The following is a 22,366-nucleotide window of genomic DNA, read 5'->3' as shown; positions in this document are numbered from 1 at the left end:
TGTCTTTCTGGTGACTTAGCACCCATGGATGCTTGAAAATAGCCATAAGACCCATACGATATGGGTAATCGCATAGTGCGTTTTGTTAAATTGAGGTTAAAAGAAAATTATGATGCGAATCGCGCTCTTCCTGCTGACGAACCTGGCTGTGATGGTCGTTTTCGGGCTGGTATTGAGCCTGACAGGGATTCAGTCAAGCAGCGTTCAAGGCTTGTTGATCATGGCACTGCTGTTTGGTTTTGGTGGTTCCTTCATTTCGCTGCTGATGTCCAAATGGATGGCGTTAAAGTCCGTTGGCGGAGAAGTGATCGAACAGCCTCGCAATGAAAGAGAACGCTGGCTGATGAATACAGTCGCGAATCAGGCCCGCCAGGCAGGGATCGCTATGCCGCAGGTTGCTATCTACCATGCGCCAGATATTAACGCGTTTGCTACCGGTGCGCGCCGGGATGCCTCGCTGGTGGCTGTAAGTACTGGCCTGTTGCAAAACATGAGTCCGGATGAAGCCGAAGCGGTTATCGCGCATGAGATCAGCCACATTGCTAATGGCGATATGGTTACCATGACGTTAATTCAGGGTGTGGTGAACACTTTCGTTATCTTTATCTCACGTATTCTGGCGCAGATTGCCGCTGGGTTTATGGGCGGCAACCGCGATGAGGGAGAGGGTAGCAACGGTAACCCGTTAATCTACTTTGCGGTAGCAACGGTACTGGAGTTGGTATTTGGTATTCTGGCGAGCATTATTACGATGTGGTTCTCACGTCATCGTGAATTCCATGCGGATGCAGGCTCAGCGAAACTGGTGGGTCGTGAAAAAATGATCGCCGCGCTACAGCGCCTGAAAACCAGCTATGAGCCGCAGGAAGCGACCAGCATGATGGCGTTCTGCATCAACGGTAAATCCAAATCGTTGAGTGAGCTGTTTATGACTCACCCGCCGTTGGACAAACGTATTGAAGCGCTGCGCAGCGGTGAATACCTGAAATAAATGGCAGCAGACTTAAAATAAAAAGCGCGTCGACAGACGCGCTTTTTTTATGCCTGAACTCGCGGTTGTGTGATACGTAAGCCACTCACGATTGCGGCTAGCGAAGCCAGAATACCCGCTGTTATCAGCGAAACGTGTGTTCCGCTGTCGCCAAACTGATTTAGCATCAGCGCAACCAGTGCGGCCCCGGTACTCTGGCCCAGTAAACGCGCCGTTCCAAGCATACCGCTCGCGCCTCCGCTACGATCACGCGGCGCGGAGGTGATGATGGTGTGATTATTCGGTGACTGGAACAAGCCAAAACCCGCACCGCACAAAATCATTGGCCAGATGATATTAAAATCAGAAGGTGATGCGGGCAGCAACACCAGCGAAAACAGCCCACACGCCATTACTGCCATGCCCAGCGCGCCCAGCAGACCCGCATGAACACGTTCAATCAAATATCCCGCCAGTGGGGCCATCACCATGGTTGCCAGCGGCCACGGCGTCAGCAGCAGGCCCGTTTCAACCTCGCTGCGCCCGAGAACCGTTTGCATGAAAAATGGGAGAGAAACCATCGCCAGCATCTGTGCGCTGAATGAACAGATTGAAGTACAAATAGAGAGTGAAAACAGCGTAATGCGCAGCAGATCAACCGGTAGTAACGGTACTGGCAATGCGAGTTGGCGGCGGATAAAGAAAAACCCTACCACGAGAAGTCCCACAAGTTCAGCACCAATCAGTTTTAGCGACTGTCCCTGCGCAAATCCGCTGAGTACCGTGATTAACAAACCGAATGTTAAGGCGTTCATCACTGCGCTGGGCAGATCGAAGCGCGGTTTATTGCTACGTGATGAATTGGGTGGCAAAAAACGCATAGCCAGTAGCAGGGCGATGATCCCCAGTGGAACGTTAATCAGGAATAGCCATTTCCACGAGGCAATAGAAAGAATAGCCGCCGCAATAGTCGGACCCGCTGCCGAGGATACAGCCACGATAAAGGAGTTAATACCCATTCCGCGGCCAAGCTGGCGCTGAGGATAAATGAGTCGGATCAATGCCGTATTAACGCTCATCAGCGCCGCGCCGCCAAACCCCTGAGCCACGCGCGCTAACGTCAGCATATGCAGCGAGTCTGACAAGGCACAAAACAGCGACGCCAACAGAAACACGACCAGACCACACTTATAAATGCGTCGGTAGCCAAACATATCACCTAAAAAAGAGAGCGATAACAGCGAAACAACGATCGCAATTTGGTAGGCGTTCACAATCCAGATTGAGCTGGCGGGTGAGGCCTGAAGATCGGTGGCGATAGTGGGGAGGGCAACGTTCGCTATTGCGCCGTCGAGTACTGCCATAGAGATGCCAATAACAATGGTTAAAATTGCGCCATATCGCTGGGGCAATGGCAGACCATCGGTCTGAGTTTTTTCCATAGGAAGTCAATATTGTCGGAATTTATGATGAGAATAATAATTTTAGCATTGATATTCAGGCGTTAGGTCGCAGATTTGTAACTAAGTAAGCAAAGAGCGATTGCGAGGGCTGATACGTGAAATTATAATAAAAACCGGTTCTGATTTTTATAAAACACTCGAAAGGGGTGATAAATGGCAATCGCAGATCTGGATAAACAACCCGATTCTGTATCTTCCGTGCTGAAGGTTTTTGGCATCCTGCAGGCGCTGGGTGAAGAGCGCGAAATTGGTATTACCGAGTTGTCGCAACGCGTCATGATGTCGAAAAGCACCGTTTATCGCTTTTTGCAGACCATGAAAACGCTGGGCTATGTGGCACAAGAAGGGGAGTCTGAGAAATACTCACTGACCCTGAAACTATTCGAGCTGGGTGCTCGCGCGTTACAAAACGTCGATCTTATCCGTAGCGCTGATATTCAGATGCGCGAACTTTCGCGCCTGACCAAAGAGACAGTACACCTTGGCGCACTGGATGAAGACAGCATCGTCTACATTCATAAAATCGACTCCATGTACAATCTGCGCATGTATTCTCGCGTAGGTCGCCGTAATCCACTGTACAGCACGGCTATCGGTAAAGTTCTGCTGGCATGGCGTGACCGCGATGAAGTGAAGCAAATTCTGGATGGTATTGAGTACAAACGCAGTACCGACCGTACTATTACCAATACTGATGAATTGCTGGTACTGCTGGATAAAGTCCGTGAGCAGGGCTACGGTGAAGACAACGAAGAACAGGAAGAAGGTCTGCGCTGCATCGGTGTGCCGGTGTTTGACCGTTTCGGTGTGGTGATTGCAGGCTTGAGTATTTCATTCCCGACGCTGCGTTTCTCAGAGGAACGTTTGCACGAGTATGTGGCGATGCTGCATACGGCTGCGCGTAAAATTTCAGAACAAATGGGTTATAACGACTATCCGTTCTAATCTGGCGTAATAGCGTCAACTTAAAAACCCCAGGTATTTTTGTATCTGGGTTTTTTTATGAACAGTCATAACGTTAGTTGGTGCAAATAACGTAGCGTATGTATTGTTGCTATATTAACCGTTATCAATAATGACCGTACTTTTTCTTAGCAAAGGGCAATCCGACAGGCCAATGATACCGCTGTTTGTGTGGACGTATTGTGCGGTGCTGGTTCCGCGGGCGGTCAGATATTGGCATTGCAAGCCCAGACCCGCTGCATTCTCCTTACTTCCAATCAAAATTCCGTAGCCGCTCAGTAATAAACCGATCCAAACCAGAGCTAACAACACAATAGCGCGGATTATCAGACGCATTACAACCTCTTATCTTTTCTCGTTATTATTAGATTAGCCTGTACATGGGATGAAACAAGTGAATCATTCCTAAAAAGATTGAATGCCGATACAGTTAACGCTGGGTTTAGGTAACGCATGATAATTTATAGACATAAGATGTAGATTCGAAGAGTGGAGCTGGAGTGAAAAAAATTCGCTGGGTAGTGCTGATAGTTGTCGTGCTGGTATGCATACTGATGTGGGCGCAAGTGTTCAACATCATGTGCGATCAGGATGTACAATTTTTCAGCGGTATTTGTGCCATCAATAAATTTATTCCCTGGTAAGCGCATTTTTGCCACAGTTGATTACCTTCTTGTGCGGCAGTGGTAAACTACGCTGTCTACATTGAGGTGGTGAAATGAACGAAGTTTTGAATTCTGGCGCGTTGAGTTTGGCGTCTTTGGCTGTATCGGTGGTGATTCTGGTTGTCGGGCTTGTACTGTGGTTTTTCGTCAATCGGGCAAGTTCGCGTACTAATGAGCAGATTGAGCTGCTTGAAGCATTGTTAGATCAGCAAAAAAGACAGAACGCATTGCTCCGTCGCCTTTGCGAAGCTAACGAACCTGAAAAAGCAGCAGAGCCTGCTGCGGTCACAGCGAAGGATGAAGATGATGACATCATCCGCCTGGTAGCTGAGCGGTAAAAACGGTATGACAGGGTGAGGATCTGTTGCTTTTGTTCTCAGATGTTTCATCCTGTCACCAACGTGCCAGATTATTTTCTTCTGTATATGTCGTGTAATTAGCACTCTGATACGCGTGTAAACTCAGTATTTTCAGATGCTCCAACCAATTAATATCTTATCCCCGGTCTGATATAAATATAATTTCCCATACGATAAAAATATGATTATGTCATTTTTGTGATAGCGATCGTTTTATTAACAGCGAAACGTTTCTCTTACTTTTTTTGTGCATTGTCATCATTCTTTCATTATTTTGGTGCAAAAGCAGAAGGCGGATCTCATTTTTACGCTTGTGACATTTTATGCATTACTAAGCATAAAAAATGATATCCGGCACACCCTGTAACAGCTAATCTGGAACAACCGAAGCTATTGAGCTATGGTAGAAATGTCCCGGCTATGGTGCAAGCCAGGCGGGGGATGGGGCGAGCGGCGGGAATATAACACTACTCGGTGTGGCGCATAACTGTGCAGTTGCTGTTTGATGAACGACGGGATTTGTGCGACCGATCGAGACACGTTTAAAAATGGCTTGCCATTATTAACGTTGTATGTGATAACACGTTTTGGGTTAAACGAGGTACAGTTCTGTTTATGTGTGGCATTTTCAGTAAAGAAGTCCTGAGTAAACACGTTGACGTTGAATACCGCTTCTCTGCCGAACCTTATATTAGTGCCTCAAGCAGTAATGTCTCAGTTTTATCTATGTTATGCCTGCGGGCGAAGAAAATACTCTAAGGAATTTTGCAAATGGCAAAGATTAAAGGTCAAGTTAAGTGGTTCAACGAGTCTAAAGGTTTTGGTTTCATTACTCCGGCTGATGGCAGCAAAGACGTGTTCGTACACTTCTCCGCTATCCAGGGTAACGGCTTCAAAACTCTGGCTGAAGGCCAGAACGTTGAGTTCGAAATTCAGGACGGCCAGAAAGGTCCGGCTGCTGTTAACGTAACAGCTATCTGATCGACACCACTGATTTGAAGCGCATATGCGCAACCATCTCAGATATAAAGCCTCGCCTATGCGGGGCTTTTTAATTCAAAATACGTCTAAATATTTCTAAATGCCCTTCCATTAGCGCTTTGTTGCAAAGGCGTGATGTTCGTAGCATAGTTTTCCCCGCTTTCTTACGACATTTCTCGTTAAATCAGACACCTGAAAAACTATCTTGCTGGAGACCAGGTGAAAAAGAAAAACGACGGCGACGCGCGCAATTTTACTCCCGTACGTTTTGCCCTGCTTTGTGTGGCAATATTATTGAGTCTGGGATTGCTGCTGGGCCGGGTTGCGTGGCTGCAAATTGTCACGCCGACGAGTCTGGTGAAACAGGAAGACATGCGTTCGTTACGTGAGGTAACTATTGCCTCGCCGCGCGGGATGATTACCGACAGAGAAGGGCGACCGCTGGCGGTAAGTGTTCCGGTTAACGCCGTATGGGCCGATCCTAAGACCATCATCAGCAAGGGAGGCGTGGGTTACAACGAACGCTGGCAGGCTCTGGCAAGGACTCTGCATTTGTCACTGAGTACGCTGGCGGAACGCGTTAACAGTAATCCTGGCGGACGTTTTATTTATCTGGCACGACAAATTTCCCCTCAGCAGGCTGAGTGGGTCGATGATCTTAATCTCCCGGGCATCAACCTGCGCGAGGAATCCCGCCGGTTCTATCCCGCAGGCCACGTAGCGGCGAATCTCATTGGTTTTACCAACATTGATGGACAAGGCATTGAAGGGCTGGAAAAGAGCTTTAATAACCAGCTGATGGGTAAACCTGGCTCCCGTCTGGTACGTAAAGACAAATTTGGCCATGTCATCGAAAATATCACCGAAGTTACGCCTGTACCTGCACACGAATTACAGCTCAGCATCGACGAGCGTCTGCAGACGGTCACCGAAGATGCGTTGGACAATGCCGTTACGTGGAATAAAGCAGAATCAGGAGCCGCAGTGCTGGTCAACATTGCTACCGGTGAAATACTGTCCATGGCGAGCTTTCCTGACTTCAACCCCAATAATCGTGATGGCGCGGTACTGGATGATTTTCGTAACCGTGCAATTAGCGATACGTTTGAACCCGGTTCAACCGTTAAACCGCTGGTGATTATGACTGCACTCCAGCAGGGGATAGTACAACCCGACAGCGTGATTGATACCCATCCTTTTTACCTTGATGGACATCGCATTCGCGACGTCGGATTTTACCCGGAACTGTCGCTGACCGGGATTTTACAGAAATCGAGCGATACCGGCGTGTCGCACCTTTCATTGGCTATGCCTGTCCAAAAATTGCTGGATACCTATAAAAGCTTTGGTTTTGGCGATCCAACCGGACTGGGATTAACCGGTGAAAGCAGCGGTTTAATGCCTCAACGCCGCTACTGGAGCGATTTGGATCGCGCGACCTTTGCATTTGGTTATGGGTTAATGGTAACGCCGCTGCAGTTGGCGCACGTATATGCAACCATTGGTAGTTTTGGTATCTATCGGCCCCTTTCGATTACCCGTATTGACCCGCCGGTAATCGGTACCCGAGTGATGCCGGAGGCGCTGGTTCACCAGGTTGAACATATGATGGAAAGCGTTGCGTTACCCGGTGGTGGGGGAACTAAAGCCGCGGTCAGGGATTATCGCGTGGCGGTTAAAACAGGAACGGCAAAGAAAATTGGTGATGACGGTAAGTATGTCGATAAATACGTGGCCTACACGGCAGGCGTTGCACCAGCGAGCGACCCGAAATTTGCACTGGTGGTCGTCATCAATAATCCGCAAAACGGTGCTTATTATGGTGGGGCTGTCTCTGCGCCTGTCTTCAGCCAGATAATGGGTGATGTCCTGCGTCTGGAGAACGTTAAACCGGATGGTATGCCTGCTGACTCCGATCATCTGCTGGTGATGCACGGCAGCAACGTATCCTCGCCGTCGTTGTAAGTTATTTTCCCAGGGCGCAATTCGCGTTACACTTGCGCCCTTAAGTCACCTGCCGGAGTTGTCATGTCGTTTTCCTGTCCTCTTTGCCACCAGCCTCTTACTCAAGCGAATAACAGTTTTGTCTGCCCCGGGCGGCACCAGTTTGACGTGGCGAAAGAAGGGTATGTCAACTTACTGCCGGTTCAGCATAAACGATCGCGCGATCCGGGTGACAGCGCTGAGATGATGCAGGCACGACGGGCATTTCTTGATGCCGGGCACTATCAACCGTTGCGTGATGCGATTGTGAATGTGCTGAAAGAGAAGTCGACTTCAGAAGATGCAGCGATCCTGGATATTGGCTGTGGGGAAGGGTATTACACCCATGCGTTTGCCGACGCGCTGACGGGTTGTACAACCTTTGGTCTTGACGTCTCCAAAGTGGCAATTAAAGCTGCAGCCAGACGCTATCCGCAGGTGACCTTTTGCGTTGCCTCCAGCCATCGTCTGCCGTTCGCAGATGAGTCAATGGATGCCATCATCAGGATCTACGCGCCCTGTAAAGCGCAAGAGCTGGCACGCGTGGTTAAACCGGGGGGATGGGTTATCACCGCCACGCCGGGACCGCGTCATTTAATGGAACTGAAAGGGCTTATTTATGATGAGGTGCGTTTGCATGCGCCGCACACAGAGCAACTGGACGGTTTTGTTCTGCAACAGAGTATTGCGCTGGGGTATCAGATGCAGCTTCAGGGCAGCGAGGCCGTTGCGTTACTGCAAATGACGCCGTTCGCCTGGCGGGCAAAGCCGGAGGTGTGGGAAACGTTAGCGGAGAAAACGACGTTTGACTGCCAGACCGACTTTAGTATTCATGTCTGGCAGCGTCTGAATTAACCGTGGAAGTGTGCCCAGAGGATCTGGGCACCGATACCAATCAGCACCACCCCACCCAAAATTTCTGCTCGTTTGCCCAGCATCGGGCCAATGAAACGACCAATCATCATGCCGAGCGTGGACATAATCAATGTGGCGCAGCCGATGGCCAGCGCAGTGGCAATAATATTGACCTGCAGGAAAGCCAGACCCACCCCGACGGCCATTGCGTCGAGACTGGTGGCAATGGCGGTGGTAACCAGCAGCCAGAAACCATGACGGCGCTGCGGTTCTTCATCACCGTTATCGCGAAAACCTTCGATTATCATTCGCCCGCCTAAAAAGATCAGCAGAATGAAGGCGATCCAGTGGTTCCACTCCAGCACGAATTTGCTGGCCAACATACCCATGCCCCAGCCAATCAGCGGCGTAAGCGTTTCAACTGCGCCGAATATCAGACCTGTGCGCAATGCTTCAGAAAATTTGGGTTTATGCAGTGTGGCGCCTTTGCCAATTGATGCAGCGAAAGCATCCATCGACATGCCAAAAGCGAGAAGAACGGTAGCGGTGAGATTCATAACAGCGTCCTGACCGGGGTATCCATAAAACACATCACTGCCCCCAGTAACCATGCATACAGGCCGGAATCACTGTAAATACAGCGCCATTCAGATATGCATTGCAGTTGATGTGCCTATGGTCTCGCCTGACTGAACCTGTAAATTCAGTCCGTACGCGCCACGTTTTTCAACGAGTATGTTGACACGTACATTTCCGGAGTCTGGAAATCGGCTACTCCCCAACGACGGGCGCAACCTTAACATATTTTGAGAATATAAAACAAGAAACGCAGAAATAATATTTGACTTCTAATTGAAAACGATTTTCATTTAGATTTATTTATAAATAAAACGTTAAAATAAATAACATTGTGGACAGTTAAATATAGCCTTGGCTATGTTAGTTTTTATACTGATATATAAAAAACATAGTTCAGGCTATATTTATAAGCTATTGATTTGAAATTAAAAGTTTATATATCTTCTCAAGATCGTCTATATTTCGTACGCGGATCAACAATCTTCGATGTTCTAATTGCATCACTAATACACCGTCTTCAGATAAATTCATCTCTTTAATGCGGTTATATTCAATCCAGACGTTGGCGAAGAAAAAACCTTTCTGCTTGAAGATGATTTTTGGCGTACGGATCCAGAACAGATACAACCCCATCAATACCAGTGCACATAATAACCATGTGGTAAATTGCGCGCCGTGGCTGGTGATGTTGTTGTAGATAAGAATAGCTACCAAGCCAAGGAAGATAACGCTGTCGACTCTGCTGCGGGGAAGCAGGGCGACAGTAAGCAGAGTAGGGCCATTACGGCGGGGCATGATGAACTGATCGTAAATGGCATACGCCAGCAGCGAAAAGATAAATAGAACCAGCACCAGGTCCGTGATAGTCATGAATCCTCAACCCTCTAAATAGAAAAACCGGGGGCAAGCCCCCGGTGATGCACAACAGTCTTACAGGCCGAGCAGTCCGACAGCGTAGCCCGCGATACCGATGACGAAGAAGCCAACGATGATCCACAGCGGGTTCACTTTCTTACGCAGCAGCCACATACAGGCGAATGTCAGCAGCAGAGGAACCAGACCCGGCATCAGCTGGTCAAGGATAGTCTGCACGGTGGTAACACGAGTCTGACCATCCTGACCGGTGATAGTGGAAACCACCAGCGGGATGTTTACGTGCGTCCACTTGTTAACCAATGCCCCCATGACAAACAGGCCGAGGATTGACGCCCCCTCGGTCAGTTTCTGCAGGAAGCCGCCGCCCATATCTTTAACGATATCGACACCTTTACGGTAGCCATATGCCACACCGTAATAACGGGTTGCCAGACGAACCAGGTTAAACAGGATGAAGAACAGCAGTGGCCCCAGCAGGCTGCCGCTCATCGCAATACCTGCGCCGAGTGCGGCGAAGACCGGACGTACGGTACCCCAGAAGATCGGGTCACCGACGCCTGCCAGCGGACCCATCAGACCAACTTTGATACCGTTGATGGCACCATCGTCAATCTCTGCGCCGTTTGCACGCTGTTCTTCCATTGCCAGCGTAACGCCCAGTACTGGAGCCGCTACGTACGGATGGGTGTTAAAGAATTCCAGGTGACGCTTAATCGCTTGCTTACGTGCATCGTTGTTTTCCGGGTACAAGCGGCGGATAGCCGGTACCATGGAGAAACAGAAACCCAGCGCCTGCATACGTTCGAAGTTCCATGAACCCTGAAACAGGTTAGAACGAATGAACACGCCACGAATGTCACTCGGAGTGAGTTTTTTCTCGGTGGTAGTTTTAGTCATATCAACCATTTCGCTCACCTGCTAGTCCAGTTCGTTATCGAGATCGTTATTGCCAGCCGCCGCAGCAGGTGCACCGGCTACGCGGTTATATTTCGGGCTCAGCTGAATGTAGAGGATGGCCATGACTGCACCAATCACACCCAGAGCAACCAGGTTGAAGTTAGTAAATGCCGCGGTGACGAAGCCGAGGTAGAAGAATGGCATCAGATAGCCTGCGCGCATCATGTTGATGACCATCGCATAACCAACCACTACGATCATACCGCCAGCGATGTTCAGACCACCGGTTACGACTTCCGGAATGGCGTTAAGCATGCTCTGAACTTCACTGGTACCAACAGAAATCGCTACGATTACCGCCGGGATAGCGATACGCATAGCCTGCAGGAACAGAGAGGATACGTGCAGCCAGGAGAGCGCCGTCAGGTTACCGTTTTCGGCCGCCTTATCCGCTGCGTGCTGGAATGCTACGGTGATTGTACGAACGATAATGGTCAGTACCTGGCCTGCTGCTGCCAGTGGGATAGCCAGCGCGATACCGGCACCAATGCTTTGGTGACCCGCGATAACCAGAACGGTAGAGATAATTGAGGCCAGTGCGGCATCTGGTGCAACCGCAGCACCGATGTTCATCCAGCCCAGGGCGATCATTTCCAGGGTACCACCGATGATAATACCGGTTTTCATATCCCCAAGAACGGCACCAATCAGCGTACAGGCCACCAACGGACGGTGGAACTGAAATTCATCGAGTACCGACTCCATACCCGCGATACATGCGACGATGAACACCAGCACAATCTGAAGAGTGGTAATCTCCATTGTACTTCTCCTATTGCTATACAGACTTAAGTGTGAAAACTAAGTAAATGCCAGGGAATTATTTCACCTTGGCAATCAAATCCATCATTTTCAGTTTCTGATCGGTAGAAACCTTACGGGCCTCAAGCTCAATACCGCGTTCGTTGAGTTTCTTGAAGGCTTCGATGTCTTTGTCATCGACAGAAATTGCGTTGTTTACCTGCGTTTTACCCTGACGGAAAGCCATACCGCCAATGTTCACGGAGGTAATTTTCACACCACCTTCAACGATACGTTCTACGTCGGTTGGGTTGGTGAACAACAGCATCACACGCTCACCTGCATATTTCGGGTTGTTGTAGACGCGGATCATTTTCGCGACATCAACCACATGCGCCGTCACACCCGGAGGTGCTACTTGAGTCAACAGCGTTTTACGCACGGTATCGGCGGCAACTTCATCACTGACGACGATAATGCGCGTTACGTTGGTTTCTTTGGTCCAGCGAGTTGCCACCTGACCATGGATTAAGCGGTCATCGATACGCGCCAGGCCGATCTGCATATAATCGTTCGGCCCCATCGGTTTCGCGGGGGGTGCTGCTTTCGGTGCCGCGACGGGGGCAGGAGCGGCTTTTTCCACCGGTTTTGCTTTCAGCGCTTTCACGCCTTCGCTACCGGTTTCAACGGCCAGTGCCACTAATTCATCAAAGCTTGGGTTGTCATCACGCGCCATGAAGGTCTCAACCAGCATGGGAATGTTCACACCGGCGATTACTTCGTAATGCTCTTTATCGACGACAATGCGGCTCGCAGCGTTAAACGGGCTGCCTCCCCATGTGTCAACGAGAAACAGCACGCCTTTACTGGTATCGAGTTTTGCCAACTGAGCGTTGTACTTTTCGATCAGCGTTTCAGCATTTTCGCCTGGAACGAAATCGATCCAGCCGACGTTTTCCTGCTCGCCTAACAGCATCTCTGCCGTCTTAAGTAACTGCTCTGCAGCCCAACCATGTGTGCCTATTACAATAGCAATGGTCACTTGCTACCTCCTTTATTATCGTTAACACATCAACGTGAAGATGTATTTGAATCGTCGTCCGCAATCGAATCGATTCAGATAAGGGTTACAAAGAAAAACCTATGATTTTCGTGAATTATTTTAGATATCGAAAAAAATATTTTATGTGATGAAGATCCGTAATTTAACTTCCGATAAAAAGAAATTTCGAAGGGTAAAATATCTCCGAAACAACTTATTGCAAAGGAAGGTAAATCTTTGCTAAAAACAGCTTCTCTCTGTTATGTTTAGCATCTGTTTAATTACTCAGGAGTATAGGGCAGTAGCCCACCATATGGATCGTCACCGACGTCATTTCACCTTCAGGCCGTATCAAGCCTGTCAGATTGGCACTTTTTGCCACAAATTTTCTCTGCATATCGCTTTAACGCCTGAGATCCTCAGCGCGCAGTTTGGTCATTCCTTAAGCAGGAGCTTGTCATGGAATTATTAATGGACCCGCAGATTTGGGTGGGTTTGCTCACGCTTGTCGTTCTCGAAATTGTTCTGGGTATTGATAACCTGGTCTTCATTGCGATCCTGGCTGATAAGCTGCCGCCGAAACAGCGTGATAAAGCGCGTTTAATCGGTTTGTCACTGGCACTGATTATGCGTCTGGGCTTGTTGTCCGTGATTTCGTGGATGGTGACGCTGACAAAGCCGCTGTTCACGGTAATGGACTATGCGTTCTCGGGGCGCGATCTGATTATGCTGCTGGGGGGTATTTTCCTCTTGTTCAAGGCTACGACAGAGCTGCATGAGCGGCTGGAAAACCGTGAACATGATACCGGCCAGACGAAAGGGTATGCGAGCTTTTGGGTTGTCGTAACGCAGATTGTCATCCTCGATGCGGTGTTCTCGCTGGATGCCGTGATTACGGCGGTCGGCATGGTCAACCATCTGCCAGTGATGATGGCGGCAGTAGTGATTGCCATGGCCGTGATGCTGCTGGCCTCTAAGCCGCTGACACGATTTGTGAACCAACACCCGACGGTGGTGGTGCTGTGTCTGAGCTTCCTGTTGATGATTGGTCTGAGCCTGGTTGCCGAAGGGTTTGGCTTCCATATTCCGAAAGGTTATCTGTATGCGGCGATTGGTTTCTCGATCATCATCGAGTTGTTTAACCAGATTGCCCGTCGTAACTTTATTCGTCACCAGTCGACGCTGCCGCTGCGTGCACGTACTGCCGATGCAATCCTGCGTCTGATGGGCGGTAAACGTCAAGCCAGCGTGCAGATGGAATCCGATAACCCGGTGCCGGTTCCTGTCCCGGAAGGCGCGTTTGTGGAAGAAGAACGCTATATGATCAACGGCGTCCTCTCCCTGGCGTCGCGTTCGTTACGCGGCATTATGACGCCTCGTGGTGAAATCAGCTGGGTTGATGCCGACCTGAGCGTGGCGGAAATTCGTGAGCAGTTGCTTTCGTCACCTCATAGCCTGTTCCCGGTATGCCGTGGCGAGTTGGACGAAATCATCGGTATCGTGCGTGCTAAAGAGCTGCTGGTGGCGCTGGAAGACGGTGTGGATGTGGCGGCGATTGCCTCTGCTTCTCCGGCTATCGTTGTTCCGGAAACGCTGGACCCGATCAATCTGTTAGGCGTACTGCGTCGTGCCCGCGGTAGCTTCGTTATCGTCACTAACGAGTTTGGCGTAGTACAGGGTCTGGTCACGCCGCTGGACGTATTAGAAGCCATTGCCGGTGAATTCCCGGATGCCGATGAAACACCTGAAATTATTGCTGATGCAGGTGGTTGGTTGGTCAAAGGCGGTACCGATCTGCATGCGTTGCAACAGGCGCTGGACGTGGATACGTTAGTGAATGAAGACGAAGACATCGCCACGGTAGCAGGTTTAGTCATTGCGGCTAACGGCCATATTCCACGTGTCGGTGATGTTATCGAAGTTGCACCGCTGAGCATTACGATTGTCGAAGCGAATGACTATCGTGTGGATTTAGTTCGCATTGTTAAAGAACAACCCGCTCACGACGAAGACGAGTAATCGGGTTTAGCGAAACGGCATGACGGGCATACTGTGTCGCCCGTTATGTCGGGTGGGCGGCGGCGTGCTGCCCGCCAGCCATTTTGGGAAATCACGCAGCGGCATTGGCTTTGCGTACAAAAAACCTTGCAACAAATGTACGCCGTGTCGGCGCAAATGCTGAGCCTGCGCCTGGGTTTCAACGCCTTCCGCCACCAGTTCTATATTCAATTTTTTCCCCAAAGCGATAATGATGTCTGTGACGGTTGAGTTCACGGCGTCTGTTCCTATTGCCGAAGTAAATGATTTATCGATCTTCAGCACATCCGGGCGGAGTTTTTCCAGCCAGGAGAGCGAGCTGTTACCGGTACCGAAATCATCAATTGCCAGTTTTACGCCAAGACGATTTAATTCGCGTACGACCCGATAATCCACATCCAGTAACGCATCTCGTTCGGTCAGTTCGATAACCAACTGCTGGATTGGGTGCTGGCTGAACCAGTACTGATTAAGATCTTTTAGCAGCGTGCCGTTACGAAAATGGCTGGCGGCGACATTAATCCCAATATGAAACTGACTGCTCATCGGGAAAACGTGTCTTTGCTGAATGGTTTCTGCGATGACATGACGGGTTAGCGGCACAATCAGGTTGTGCTCCTCAGCGATGGGAATAAACACTTCCGGAGAGATCCAACCCTGGCGTGGGTTATTCCAGCGTAGAAGAATCTCCACGCCCATGCATTGCTGGGTTTGCGCATTAAGCAGCGGCTGGCAAAATAGCTCGAATTCCCGAGCAGCAAGGGCCAGATTAATCTCCCAGGAAAAACTCATTCTGCTGGCGGTCGCCAGCCATGCCAGGTAACCCACTAATAAACTTAGGATCACCGCCAGCGGCAGCTGTGTTGGCAGATGTTTAATCGCCAGTTCACTGGGACCGGGGCCGGTGACGCTAATGGTAAACGGGAAATGTTGAGATGACAGCTGGTAGCGTTTTTCATCATTTAGCTTAGGCAGTGTATCGACCACACCTTGATCATACAGTAGATGCCGATTACCAACGGTTAAGCTGGCATCGGTGATCTGCGGCGGCTGGGGTTCAAGCAACATAGACGACAATAAATCGATATTGACGATTTCCAGCACGCCATCTTCACCATCGGCAGAGGATGGATACCATTGCGTGAGAATCGGGCTGCCTTTTATCAGCGAATGGTCAGTAGACAGCAGCAGTTGCGGTTCCCGGCTGGGTAATTCGGACTGTAGTTGGCGAATGGGGACATTGCGATACCCAAAAATGCTGGAGCAGTAGAGGATCCCGCTTTGAATCAGATTAATAGAACGCACCGTTTGCAGTCTTGCGGCATGTTTGCTTAACGGTAAACGTGCCACTGAGCAGGGGAGGCCAATTAACGGCAGCAATACATCACGTCCGGTCTGCAAGGGTAAAAGTACGTCATCCAGTTCTTCTACAGCATGGTTGGCAAAGGTGACGATATTTCGGTGATTTAAATTACGCTCCGAAATAAATCGAACAGTTAATGTGAGGATGAGCGTCAGTAGTGCACATACTGTGCAGACGATTAAGCGATTCCGGCGATAATTTTTAATGATCCGTTGTGCTGTTTGCATGCGGGCCGCCCGATAAGCCGTTGGTCACAGAAGCCAACAGCAACAGAGCAAGTGTAGTGGGGAAAATTACAGTAGACGAGGGAGAGGGGGCAAATTCGCCCATCCGTCGCAGATGGGCGAAAATTAAGTATTAGTCACATTGAACTTTGATTGCCAGGCCACCGCGTGACGTTTCGCGGTATTTGGCGTTCATGTCTTTACCTGTTTCGTACATGGTCTCAATGACTTTATCCAGCGAGACGCGTGGCGCGCTGGTACGGCGCATTGCCATACGCGCAGCGTTGATCGCCTTCACTGAAGCAATGGCGTTACGCTCAATGCACGGAACCTGTACCTGACCGGCAACCGGATCGCAGGTTAAGCCGAGGTTATGTTCCATGCCGATTTCGGCAGCAACACACACCTGCTCAGGGCTCGCGCCCAACAGTTCAGCCAGACCAGCGGCAGCCATGGAGCAGGCTACGCCCACTTCACCCTGACAACCTACTTCTGCACCAGAGATTGAGGCGTTCATTTTGTACAACGCGCCAATTGCACCGGCCGCCAGGAAATAGCGGGTATAGATATCGGGGCTGACGGACTCGATGAAATGATCGTAATAGGCCAATACCGCAGGCACGATACCGCAGGCACCGTTGGTTGGCGCTGTCACCACGCGACCGCCCGCGGCGTTTTCTTCGTTAACGGCCAGCGCGAACATGTTCACCCAGTCGATCACGTTCATCGGATCGTTGGACAGCTTATCGCTGGAAACCAGCATACGACGCAGAGCTGAAGCACGACGAGGAACGCGCAGCGGACCCGGCAACACACCTTCGGTGTTCATGCCACGATCGATACAGGCCTGCATGGTTTGCCAGACGTGGCCAAAGTACTCTTCAATCTCTTTTTTGCTGTGCAGAGCAAGTTCGTTCTGCATCGCCATGCCAGAGAGAGACAGGCCGGTGCTATTGCAGTACTCCAGCATTTCAGTCGCGGATTTGAACGGATAAGGCACGCTGACCTCGCCCGCGGCATCCTGACCAAAATGTTCTTCATCAACGATGAATCCACCGCCGATTGAGTAGTAGGTTTTGCTATAAATGACGGTTTCGCCATTGTACGCATGGATCTGCATTCCGTTTTCATGCAGCGGCAGGTTGCCGTTGTGAAAACGCATCCCGTCATTCTGCGGGAAATCCACTTCGTGCTGACCCTGTGCAAGCAGCAGGCGTCCACGCGTTTCTACGTCGCGGATAAATCCGGGGATGCTATCAATATCCACGGTAGCAGGCTCATTGCCCGCCAGACCCATAATAATGGCGATATCGGTGTGGTGACCTTTACCCGTGAGCGACAGTGAACCATACACGTCGACGGCGACACGAGTAACGCTGTCCAGTAATCCTTTTTCGACCAGGTCATCGACGAACTGTTTACCCGCCTTCATAGGCCCTACGGTATGGGAAGATGAGGGACCAATCCCCACCTTAAACATGTCGAATAGACTAATCACGATAATACTCCTACAGGGCGACTGGGCTTTCCAGTAACGATGTTATAACTGCGCATAGTGTAAGAGGGAACGCGGCGATCGGCTTAACTATTCACATGAATTAAACTAATAGATAACCGCGGTTTTACTAATGTTGTGACCTGAGTTTCAAGTTGTCTATGGCGCGCGTAAAGATAAGTATAGTCAGGGCTTGACGCCAATTTGCAGCGCCAGCTCACGAATTATTCCGGCAGTCATTCCCCAGACGAAATATTGCTCATACCAGGAAAGCCATACGCGATGTGAATCGCCACGACGGTAAATATCCAACGGGTGGTAACGACCTAAATGCAGGGCCTGGGCCAGCGGCATTTCGAACACGGCTGAAACTTCATCTTCACTGGCACGATACGGCAGATTAGGCGGGATAATGCCTACCACTGGGGTGACCTGGAAACCGGTCACGCTGTCGACTGGCGGCAGAACGCCGATCACTTCTACGCATGAAGGTGGGATCGCCACCTCCTCCTGTGCCTCGCGAAGGGCGGCGGCAATTAACGAGGCATCACTGCTATCCACCGCCCCACCGGGGAAGGCGACCTGTCCGGCGTGCTTGCGCAGGTGAACGGAACGCTGGGTTAACAACAACCCCGGCTGTGGACGACGCACGACGGGGATCAGTACGGCGGCCTGGCGCTGGTTTAACGCGGCATGATTGACCTGCGGGCGCAGGAGTTGAAAGCGCGATAAGAAATCATCAAGCGTCAGGCTGCTGTATTCCACGTCTCAGTTCTCCAGTTGGTGCAAAATACGATTCACTTTATCAAATGTTTCCTGATATTCAGCGTCTTCCTGACTGTCCGCCACTATGCCGCCGCCAGCGGAACAATAAATTTGTCCGTTTGTGGCTGTCAGCGTGCGAATGGTGATGCTGGTATCCATATTGCCGCAGAAACTCAGATAACCGATGCTGCCGCACCAGGCATTACGTCTTTGTGGCTCCAGTTCGTCAATAATTTCCATCGCCCGCACTTTCGGCGCACCGGTAATAGAGCCGCCGGGGAAGGCGGCGCGTAGCAGATCGGTGGCGTGTAATGACTCTGGCAGACGTGCGGTAATGGTGCTGACCAAATGATGAACGGCAGGGAACGGTTCGACGACAAACAGCTCCGGAACCTGTACCGAACCCGGTACGGCAACGCGGCCAATATCATTACGCATCAAATCGACGATCATCAGGTTCTCCGCACGATCCTTCGGCGAATTCGCCAGCCGCCGGGCCTGCTCACGATCGGCATCGGCATCTTCAAGCCTGGGCAACGTACCTTTAATAGGACGGGTCTGGATATGCTGGTTCTCCAGCAGAATAAAACGTTCTGGCGAAAGGCTGAGGATAACGCCTTCCTCAAGACGAATAAACGCGCTGAACGGGGCGCGGTTAGCGTGATTGAGTTTGACAAATGCCTGCCACTCATCCCCCTCGTAACGCGCTTGAAAACGCTGCGCGAGGTTGACCTGGTAACAATCGCCGCTGTGCAGATAGCCCTGAACCTGGCGGAATTTTTCGCCATACCGGGCGCGGCTCATATTGGACTGCCACGCCGAGGTCAATGTAAACGGCTCACACGTTGGCGGTTGTTGCGCGTCGAGCCATTTCAGGCGAGCCTCGACATCGGTATGGCTGAGCAGCGATACGGTCTGCAACTGGTGGTCAACAATCAGCGCCCAGTCGTAAATGCCAACGGCCATATCCGGTAGCGTAATATCGCGCTCAGCAATAGTCGGCAGAGATTCAAAGCGTCGGCCAAGGTCGTAGCCAAACAGACCTAACGCGCCGCCCTGAAACGGCAGATCCGGTTGATACTCGGGGTGAATCTTGTGTGCAGCTAGCGCGGAATGTAATACCGTCATTGGATCATCAAGCGAGCGCGTGATTGCGTGCCCGTCCTGCACTACGGTCTCTTCAGCACGTGTAACCAACGTGGTGACGGGATCCGCCACCAGAATATCAAAGCGGTTATGCGGATGGTCGGCTTGACCTGAATGCAGCAGCATCGCCCAGGGCAGATGGCTTAATGTCGAAAAATAGCGTTCAGCGGCGTCCTGACGCCAGGGTAATGTGATTACTGCGGGAGATAACGTCTTCATCAGTCCTGACTCGTTGCTACTCTACTGGCTAACTGCCCGGTAGCATGAAATAATTAGCGCAGACAATTTAGCAGGAGTTAACAATGTTTGCAGGTTTACCTTCACTCAGTCATGAGCAGCAGCAAAAAGCGGTAGAGCGTATTCAGGAGCTGATGTCGCAGGGGATGAGCAGCGGACAAGCCATTGCTCTGGTTGCTGAAGAGTTACGCGCCAGTCATACCGGCGAGCGGATCGTGGCGCGTTTTGAAGATGAAGACGAATAACGCCGCTTAAACTGCAGCGATTATCTTAATCTCAACTTTGTATTTCGGGTTCATCAATCCGGCCTGAACGGTACAACGTACCGGCGCGTGGCCAGCAACGACCCACGCGTCCCAGGCTTTGTTCATGGCGGCAAAATCGTTTTTGTCTGCCAAAAATAGGGTGGCATCAAGAATACGTGACTTGTTGCTGCCTTGTTTTTCCAGCACCGCATCAATTTGCGCCAGCGTATTTGCCGTCTGCTCAAAGGCGTCTGCATCCAGATTTTCCGGCACGCCGGTGTAATACAGCGTGTTGTTGTGGATTACCACGTCGGACCAACGCGCTTCGGCATCAATGCGCACAATCGTCATAAATCACATTCCTCATTTACGTTTTTTCATAATAGCTTTGGGTTGCGCCAAGACTGCCATAATGTTGTGCCCACGTCACCTCTTCAACTGGCGAAAGACCCGCTGGCCTGACATAATCCCTGTTCAAATGAACAGGGGGCAGTGTGACGGACGATTTTGCAGCAGACGGTCAGTTGGCTAAAGCGATACCGGGTTTTAAACCGCGAGAACCACAGCGGCAGATGGCCATCGCCGTCAGTCATGCCATCGAAAAATCACAACCGCTGGTGGTAGAAGCCGGAACCGGAACGGGTAAAACCTACGCTTATCTTGCCCCAGCGCTGCGTGCCGGAAAGAAGGTCATTGTCTCCACGGGCTCGAAGGCGTTACAGGATCAGCTATACAGCCGCGACCTCCCGACCGTCGCTAAAGCACTGAAGTTCACCGGTAAACTGGCGCTGCTGAAAGGGCGTTCAAACTATCTGTGCCTTGAGCGTCTTGAACAGCAGGCGCTGGCGGGTGGCGACTTGCCGGTACAAACGTTAAGCGACGTCATTCTGCTGCGCTCCTGGTCAAATCAAACCCTTGATGGGGACATCAGCACCTGCGTCAGCGTGGCGGAAGACTCTCAGGCCTGGCCGCTGGTGACCAGCACTAATGACAACTGTCTGGGCAGCGACTGCCCGCTGTATAAAGAGTGTTTTGTCGTTAAAGCGCGTAAAAAAGCGATGGATGCGGATGTCGTCGTGGTTAACCATCATCTGTTTCTCGCCGATATGGTGGTAAAAGAGAGCGGGTTTGGCGAACTGATCCCGGAAGCTGATGTGATGATCTTCGATGAAGCGCATCAGTTACCGGATATCGCCAGCCAGTACTTTGGTCAATCGCTCTCCAGTCGCCAGCTGTTAGACCTGGCGAAAGACATCACCATTGCCTATCGCACCGAGCTGAAAGACACTCAGCAGCTGCAAAAGTGCGCCGATCGCCTTGCACAAAGCGCTCAGGACTTCCGCTTGCAGCTTGGTGAGCCGGGCTATCGCGGAAACCTGCGGGAACTGCTGGTCGACCAGCGCGTACAGCGCGCGTTTTTGCTGCTCGATGACACGCTGGAGCTGTGTTATGACGTGGCGAAGCTGTCTCTTGGGCGTTCGGCATTGCTGGATGCCGCGTTTGAGCGCGCCACGCTTTATCGTGCGCGTCTGAAGCGCCTGAAAGAGATCAACCAGCCAGGCTTCAGCTACTGGTATGAATGCACCTCCCGCCATTTCACCCTCGCGCTGACGCCGCTTACGGTGGCGGATAAATTCAAAGAAGTGATGGAACAAAAGCCGGGCTGCTGGATTTTTACTTCCGCGACGCTGTCGGTAAACGATGACCTTCATCATTTCACTGCACGACTGGGTATTGAAGATGCCGAGTCGATGCTGCTGCCAAGCCCATTTGATTACACGCGCCAGGCGCTGCTGTGCGTGCCGCGTAATCTCCCGCAAACCAATCAGCCGGGGGCTGCACGCCAGTTAGCATCTATGCTGCGACCTATTATCGAGGCGAACAACGGCCGCTGTTTTATGCTGTGCACTTCGCACGCGATGATGCGTGATCTGGCGGAACAATTCCGCGCTACCATGACGCTTCCCGTACTGCTGCAGGGCGAAACCAGCAAAGGACAACTGCTACAGCAGTTTGTCAGCGCAGGTAATGCGCTATTGGTTGCCACCAGCAGCTTCTGGGAGGGCGTGGACGTGCGCGGCGATACGCTGTCGCTGGTGATAATCGATAAACTGCCATTTACCTCGCCGGACGACCCGCTGTTAAAAGCCCGAATGGAGGATTGTCGACTGCGCGGCGGCGATCCGTTTGAAGACGTCCAGTTGCCGGATGCGGTAATCACCCTGAAGCAGGGTGTAGGGCGTCTGATACGTGATGCTGACGATCGCGGCGTGCTGGTGATTTGCGACAATCGTCTGGTTATGCGGCCATACGGCGCCACCTTCCTGGCGAGTCTTCCTCCTGCGCCGCGGACGCGTGACATCGCTCGCGCGGTTCGCTTTCTTGCCATACCAACGACTGAGTAATTTGTTACGGAGTGT

24 protein-coding genes are annotated in these 22,366 nt (G+C 51.1%); 12 read left to right on the top strand and 12 right to left on the bottom strand.

The features are described 5' to 3' along the window. Nucleotides 1-109: 109 nt before the first annotated feature. A complete protein-coding gene (gene htpX, locus OGX97_RS09950; RefSeq protein ID WP_003034964.1) occupies nt 110-991 on the top strand; it encodes a protease HtpX in 882 nt (293 codons plus the stop codon). Nucleotides 992-1,038: 47 nt separating this feature from the next. On the opposite strand, the gene OGX97_RS09945 is transcribed toward htpX, so the two are convergent. Beyond that, nucleotides 1,039-2,412 (bottom strand): MFS transporter, encoded by a 1,374-nt coding sequence (locus OGX97_RS09945; protein WP_286592329.1) that lies wholly within the window; start codon nt 2,410-2,412, stop codon nt 1,039-1,041. Between the two features lie 174 nt (nt 2,413-2,586). Here OGX97_RS09945 and kdgR point away from each other — a divergent pair, with 174 nt between their 5' ends. After that, the gene (gene kdgR / locus OGX97_RS09940) at nt 2,587-3,378 is read left to right on the top strand and encodes a DNA-binding transcriptional regulator KdgR (protein WP_003833778.1); all 792 of its coding nucleotides are present in this window, start codon (nt 2,587-2,589) and stop codon (nt 3,376-3,378) included. Between the two features lie 114 nt (nt 3,379-3,492). Here the strand turns inward: kdgR and OGX97_RS09935 are convergent, their stop codons facing one another. Beyond that, a complete protein-coding gene (locus OGX97_RS09935; RefSeq protein WP_003034975.1) occupies nt 3,493-3,732 on the bottom strand; it encodes a YobH family protein in 240 nt (79 codons plus the stop codon). A gap of 164 nt (nt 3,733-3,896) precedes the next feature. Between OGX97_RS09935 and mgrB the strand changes: the two genes are divergently transcribed. From mgrB to rlmA, 6 genes are all read left to right on the top strand, one after another. Continuing rightward, nucleotides 3,897-4,040 (top strand): PhoP/PhoQ regulator MgrB, encoded by a 144-nt coding sequence (gene mgrB, locus OGX97_RS09930; RefSeq protein WP_003034977.1) that lies wholly within the window; start codon nt 3,897-3,899, stop codon nt 4,038-4,040. Between the two features lie 74 nt (nt 4,041-4,114). Further along, on the top strand, nt 4,115-4,399 hold the full coding sequence (locus OGX97_RS09925; protein WP_003833774.1) for a YebO family protein: 285 nt from the start codon (nt 4,115-4,117) through the stop codon (nt 4,397-4,399). Between the two features lie 636 nt (nt 4,400-5,035). Continuing rightward, nucleotides 5,036-5,179 carry a DUF2627 domain-containing protein gene (locus OGX97_RS09920; protein ID WP_003034983.1) on the top strand — a complete coding sequence of 48 codons (144 nt, stop codon included), beginning with the start codon at nt 5,036-5,038 and terminating at the stop codon, nt 5,177-5,179. 12 nt (nt 5,180-5,191) lie between these two features. Then, on the top strand, nt 5,192-5,401 hold the full coding sequence (gene cspE, locus OGX97_RS09915; protein WP_001062678.1) for a transcription antiterminator/RNA stability regulator CspE: 210 nt from the start codon (nt 5,192-5,194) through the stop codon (nt 5,399-5,401). 219 nt (nt 5,402-5,620) lie between these two features. After that, nucleotides 5,621-7,366, top strand: a complete 1,746-nt coding sequence (ftsI, locus tag OGX97_RS09910) for a peptidoglycan glycosyltransferase FtsI (RefSeq protein WP_003833773.1) — start codon at nt 5,621-5,623, stop codon at nt 7,364-7,366. 63 nt (nt 7,367-7,429) lie between these two features. Further along, entirely contained in the window at nt 7,430-8,239 is an 810-nt protein-coding gene (gene rlmA, locus OGX97_RS09905) for a 23S rRNA (guanine(745)-N(1))-methyltransferase (RefSeq protein WP_048235218.1), read from the top strand. Here the strand turns inward: rlmA and mntP are convergent. The 5 genes from mntP to manX all read right to left on the bottom strand — a co-directional run bounded on the left by mntP (nt 8,236) and on the right by manX (nt 12,434). Continuing rightward, a complete protein-coding gene (gene mntP, locus OGX97_RS09900; protein WP_279850668.1) occupies nt 8,236-8,796 on the bottom strand; it encodes a manganese efflux pump MntP in 561 nt (186 codons plus the stop codon). The two genes, rlmA and mntP, sit on opposite strands and share 4 nt — an antisense overlap. 433 nt (nt 8,797-9,229) lie before the next feature. Further along, nucleotides 9,230-9,688: a DUF986 family protein gene (locus OGX97_RS09895; protein ID WP_048216190.1), complete on the bottom strand. Its 459-nt coding sequence runs from the start codon at nt 9,686-9,688 to the stop codon at nt 9,230-9,232. A gap of 60 nt (nt 9,689-9,748) precedes the next feature. Continuing rightward, complete coding sequence (locus tag OGX97_RS09890; RefSeq protein WP_003833769.1) at nt 9,749-10,600, bottom strand: PTS mannose transporter subunit IID; 852 nt, start codon at nt 10,598-10,600, stop codon at nt 9,749-9,751. A gap of 12 nt (nt 10,601-10,612) precedes the next feature. Next, nucleotides 10,613-11,413: a PTS mannose/fructose/sorbose transporter subunit IIC gene (locus tag OGX97_RS09885; RefSeq protein ID WP_003021004.1), complete on the bottom strand. Its 801-nt coding sequence runs from the start codon at nt 11,411-11,413 to the stop codon at nt 10,613-10,615. A gap of 58 nt (nt 11,414-11,471) precedes the next feature. Beyond that, entirely contained in the window at nt 11,472-12,434 is a 963-nt protein-coding gene (manX, locus tag OGX97_RS09880) for a PTS mannose transporter subunit IIAB (RefSeq protein ID WP_149335201.1), read from the bottom strand. Nucleotides 12,435-12,696: 262 nt separating this feature from the next. On the opposite strand from manX, the gene OGX97_RS23290 reads away from it, so the two are divergent. Together OGX97_RS23290 and yoaE are read left to right on the top strand one after the other, a co-directional pair. Next, complete coding sequence (locus OGX97_RS23290; protein WP_008785027.1) at nt 12,697-12,906, top strand: protein YoaL; 210 nt, start codon at nt 12,697-12,699, stop codon at nt 12,904-12,906. After that, on the top strand, nt 12,894-14,453 hold the full coding sequence (gene yoaE / locus OGX97_RS09875; protein WP_008785026.1) for a CNNM family cation transport protein YoaE: 1,560 nt from the start codon (nt 12,894-12,896) through the stop codon (nt 14,451-14,453). Before OGX97_RS23290 ends, yoaE begins: the two co-directional genes overlap by 13 nt. A gap of 6 nt (nt 14,454-14,459) precedes the next feature. Here yoaE and OGX97_RS09870 read toward each other — a convergent pair whose 3' ends face one another. The 4 genes from OGX97_RS09870 to pabB all read right to left on the bottom strand — a co-directional run bounded on the left by OGX97_RS09870 (nt 14,460) and on the right by pabB (nt 19,683). Continuing rightward, the gene (locus OGX97_RS09870; RefSeq protein WP_234096208.1) at nt 14,460-16,061 is read right to left on the bottom strand and encodes an EAL domain-containing protein; all 1,602 of its coding nucleotides are present in this window, start codon (nt 16,059-16,061) and stop codon (nt 14,460-14,462) included. A 130-nt stretch (nt 16,062-16,191) separates the two neighbouring features. Then, nucleotides 16,192-17,556: an L-serine ammonia-lyase gene (sdaA, locus tag OGX97_RS09865; RefSeq protein ID WP_003833765.1), complete on the bottom strand. Its 1,365-nt coding sequence runs from the start codon at nt 17,554-17,556 to the stop codon at nt 16,192-16,194. A gap of 183 nt (nt 17,557-17,739) precedes the next feature. Next, the gene (locus tag OGX97_RS09860) at nt 17,740-18,318 is read right to left on the bottom strand and encodes a CoA pyrophosphatase (protein WP_003020991.1); all 579 of its coding nucleotides are present in this window, start codon (nt 18,316-18,318) and stop codon (nt 17,740-17,742) included. A gap of 3 nt (nt 18,319-18,321) precedes the next feature. After that, nucleotides 18,322-19,683 (bottom strand): aminodeoxychorismate synthase component 1, encoded by a 1,362-nt coding sequence (gene pabB, locus OGX97_RS09855; protein ID WP_267452167.1) that lies wholly within the window; start codon nt 19,681-19,683, stop codon nt 18,322-18,324. An 83-nt stretch (nt 19,684-19,766) separates the two neighbouring features. On the opposite strand from pabB, the gene OGX97_RS09850 reads away from it, so the two are divergent. After that, on the top strand, nt 19,767-19,946 hold the full coding sequence (locus OGX97_RS09850; RefSeq protein WP_003020986.1) for a YoaH family protein: 180 nt from the start codon (nt 19,767-19,769) through the stop codon (nt 19,944-19,946). 6 nt (nt 19,947-19,952) lie between these two features. On the opposite strand, the gene OGX97_RS09845 is transcribed toward OGX97_RS09850, so the two are convergent. After that, the gene (locus tag OGX97_RS09845) at nt 19,953-20,297 is read right to left on the bottom strand and encodes a RidA family protein (protein ID WP_003020984.1); all 345 of its coding nucleotides are present in this window, start codon (nt 20,295-20,297) and stop codon (nt 19,953-19,955) included. 143 nt (nt 20,298-20,440) lie between these two features. Here OGX97_RS09845 and OGX97_RS09840 point away from each other — a divergent pair, with 143 nt between their 5' ends. After that, nucleotides 20,441-22,351 carry an ATP-dependent DNA helicase gene (locus tag OGX97_RS09840; protein ID WP_032943757.1) on the top strand — a complete coding sequence of 637 codons (1,911 nt, stop codon included), beginning with the start codon at nt 20,441-20,443 and terminating at the stop codon, nt 22,349-22,351. The last annotated feature ends 15 nt before the right edge of the window (nt 22,352-22,366 follow it).

The sequence above is a fragment of the Citrobacter sp. Cpo061 genome (assembly GCF_030332845.1).
Lineage (GTDB): Bacteria > Pseudomonadota > Gammaproteobacteria > Enterobacterales > Enterobacteriaceae > Citrobacter > Citrobacter portucalensis.
The sequence above is the reverse complement of the archived record's forward strand: the minus strand, read 5'-3'. Positions and strand labels throughout refer to the sequence as shown.

What these genes read in the sequence shown, in the direction of transcription:
- htpX (WP_003034964.1), top strand. Translation starts at nt 110, where the DNA reads ATGATGCGAATCGCGCTCTTCCTGCTGACGAACCTGGCTGTGATGGTC.
- OGX97_RS09945 (WP_286592329.1), bottom strand. Translation starts at nt 2,412, where the DNA reads ATGGAAAAAACTCAGACCGATGGTCTGCCATTGCCCCAGCGATATGGC.
- kdgR (WP_003833778.1), top strand. Translation starts at nt 2,587, where the DNA reads ATGGCAATCGCAGATCTGGATAAACAACCCGATTCTGTATCTTCCGTG.
- OGX97_RS09935 (WP_003034975.1), bottom strand. Translation starts at nt 3,732, where the DNA reads ATGCGTCTGATAATCCGCGCTATTGTGTTGTTAGCTCTGGTTTGGATC.
- OGX97_RS09925 (WP_003833774.1), top strand. Translation starts at nt 4,115, where the DNA reads ATGAACGAAGTTTTGAATTCTGGCGCGTTGAGTTTGGCGTCTTTGGCT.
- OGX97_RS09920 (WP_003034983.1), top strand. Translation starts at nt 5,036, where the DNA reads ATGTGTGGCATTTTCAGTAAAGAAGTCCTGAGTAAACACGTTGACGTT.
- cspE (WP_001062678.1), top strand. Translation starts at nt 5,192, where the DNA reads ATGGCAAAGATTAAAGGTCAAGTTAAGTGGTTCAACGAGTCTAAAGGT.
- rlmA (WP_048235218.1), top strand. Translation starts at nt 7,430, where the DNA reads ATGTCGTTTTCCTGTCCTCTTTGCCACCAGCCTCTTACTCAAGCGAAT.
- mntP (WP_279850668.1), bottom strand. Translation starts at nt 8,796, where the DNA reads ATGAATCTCACCGCTACCGTTCTTCTCGCTTTTGGCATGTCGATGGAT.
- OGX97_RS09895 (WP_048216190.1), bottom strand. Translation starts at nt 9,688, where the DNA reads ATGACTATCACGGACCTGGTGCTGGTTCTATTTATCTTTTCGCTGCTG.
- OGX97_RS09890 (WP_003833769.1), bottom strand. Translation starts at nt 10,600, where the DNA reads ATGGTTGATATGACTAAAACTACCACCGAGAAAAAACTCACTCCGAGT.
- OGX97_RS09885 (WP_003021004.1), bottom strand. Translation starts at nt 11,413, where the DNA reads ATGGAGATTACCACTCTTCAGATTGTGCTGGTGTTCATCGTCGCATGT.
- OGX97_RS23290 (WP_008785027.1), top strand. Translation starts at nt 12,697, where the DNA reads ATGTTTAGCATCTGTTTAATTACTCAGGAGTATAGGGCAGTAGCCCAC.
- yoaE (WP_008785026.1), top strand. Translation starts at nt 12,894, where the DNA reads ATGGAATTATTAATGGACCCGCAGATTTGGGTGGGTTTGCTCACGCTT.
- OGX97_RS09870 (WP_234096208.1), bottom strand. Translation starts at nt 16,061, where the DNA reads ATGCAAACAGCACAACGGATCATTAAAAATTATCGCCGGAATCGCTTA.
- pabB (WP_267452167.1), bottom strand. Translation starts at nt 19,683, where the DNA reads ATGAAGACGTTATCTCCCGCAGTAATCACATTACCCTGGCGTCAGGAC.
- OGX97_RS09850 (WP_003020986.1), top strand. Translation starts at nt 19,767, where the DNA reads ATGTTTGCAGGTTTACCTTCACTCAGTCATGAGCAGCAGCAAAAAGCG.
- OGX97_RS09845 (WP_003020984.1), bottom strand. Translation starts at nt 20,297, where the DNA reads ATGACGATTGTGCGCATTGATGCCGAAGCGCGTTGGTCCGACGTGGTA.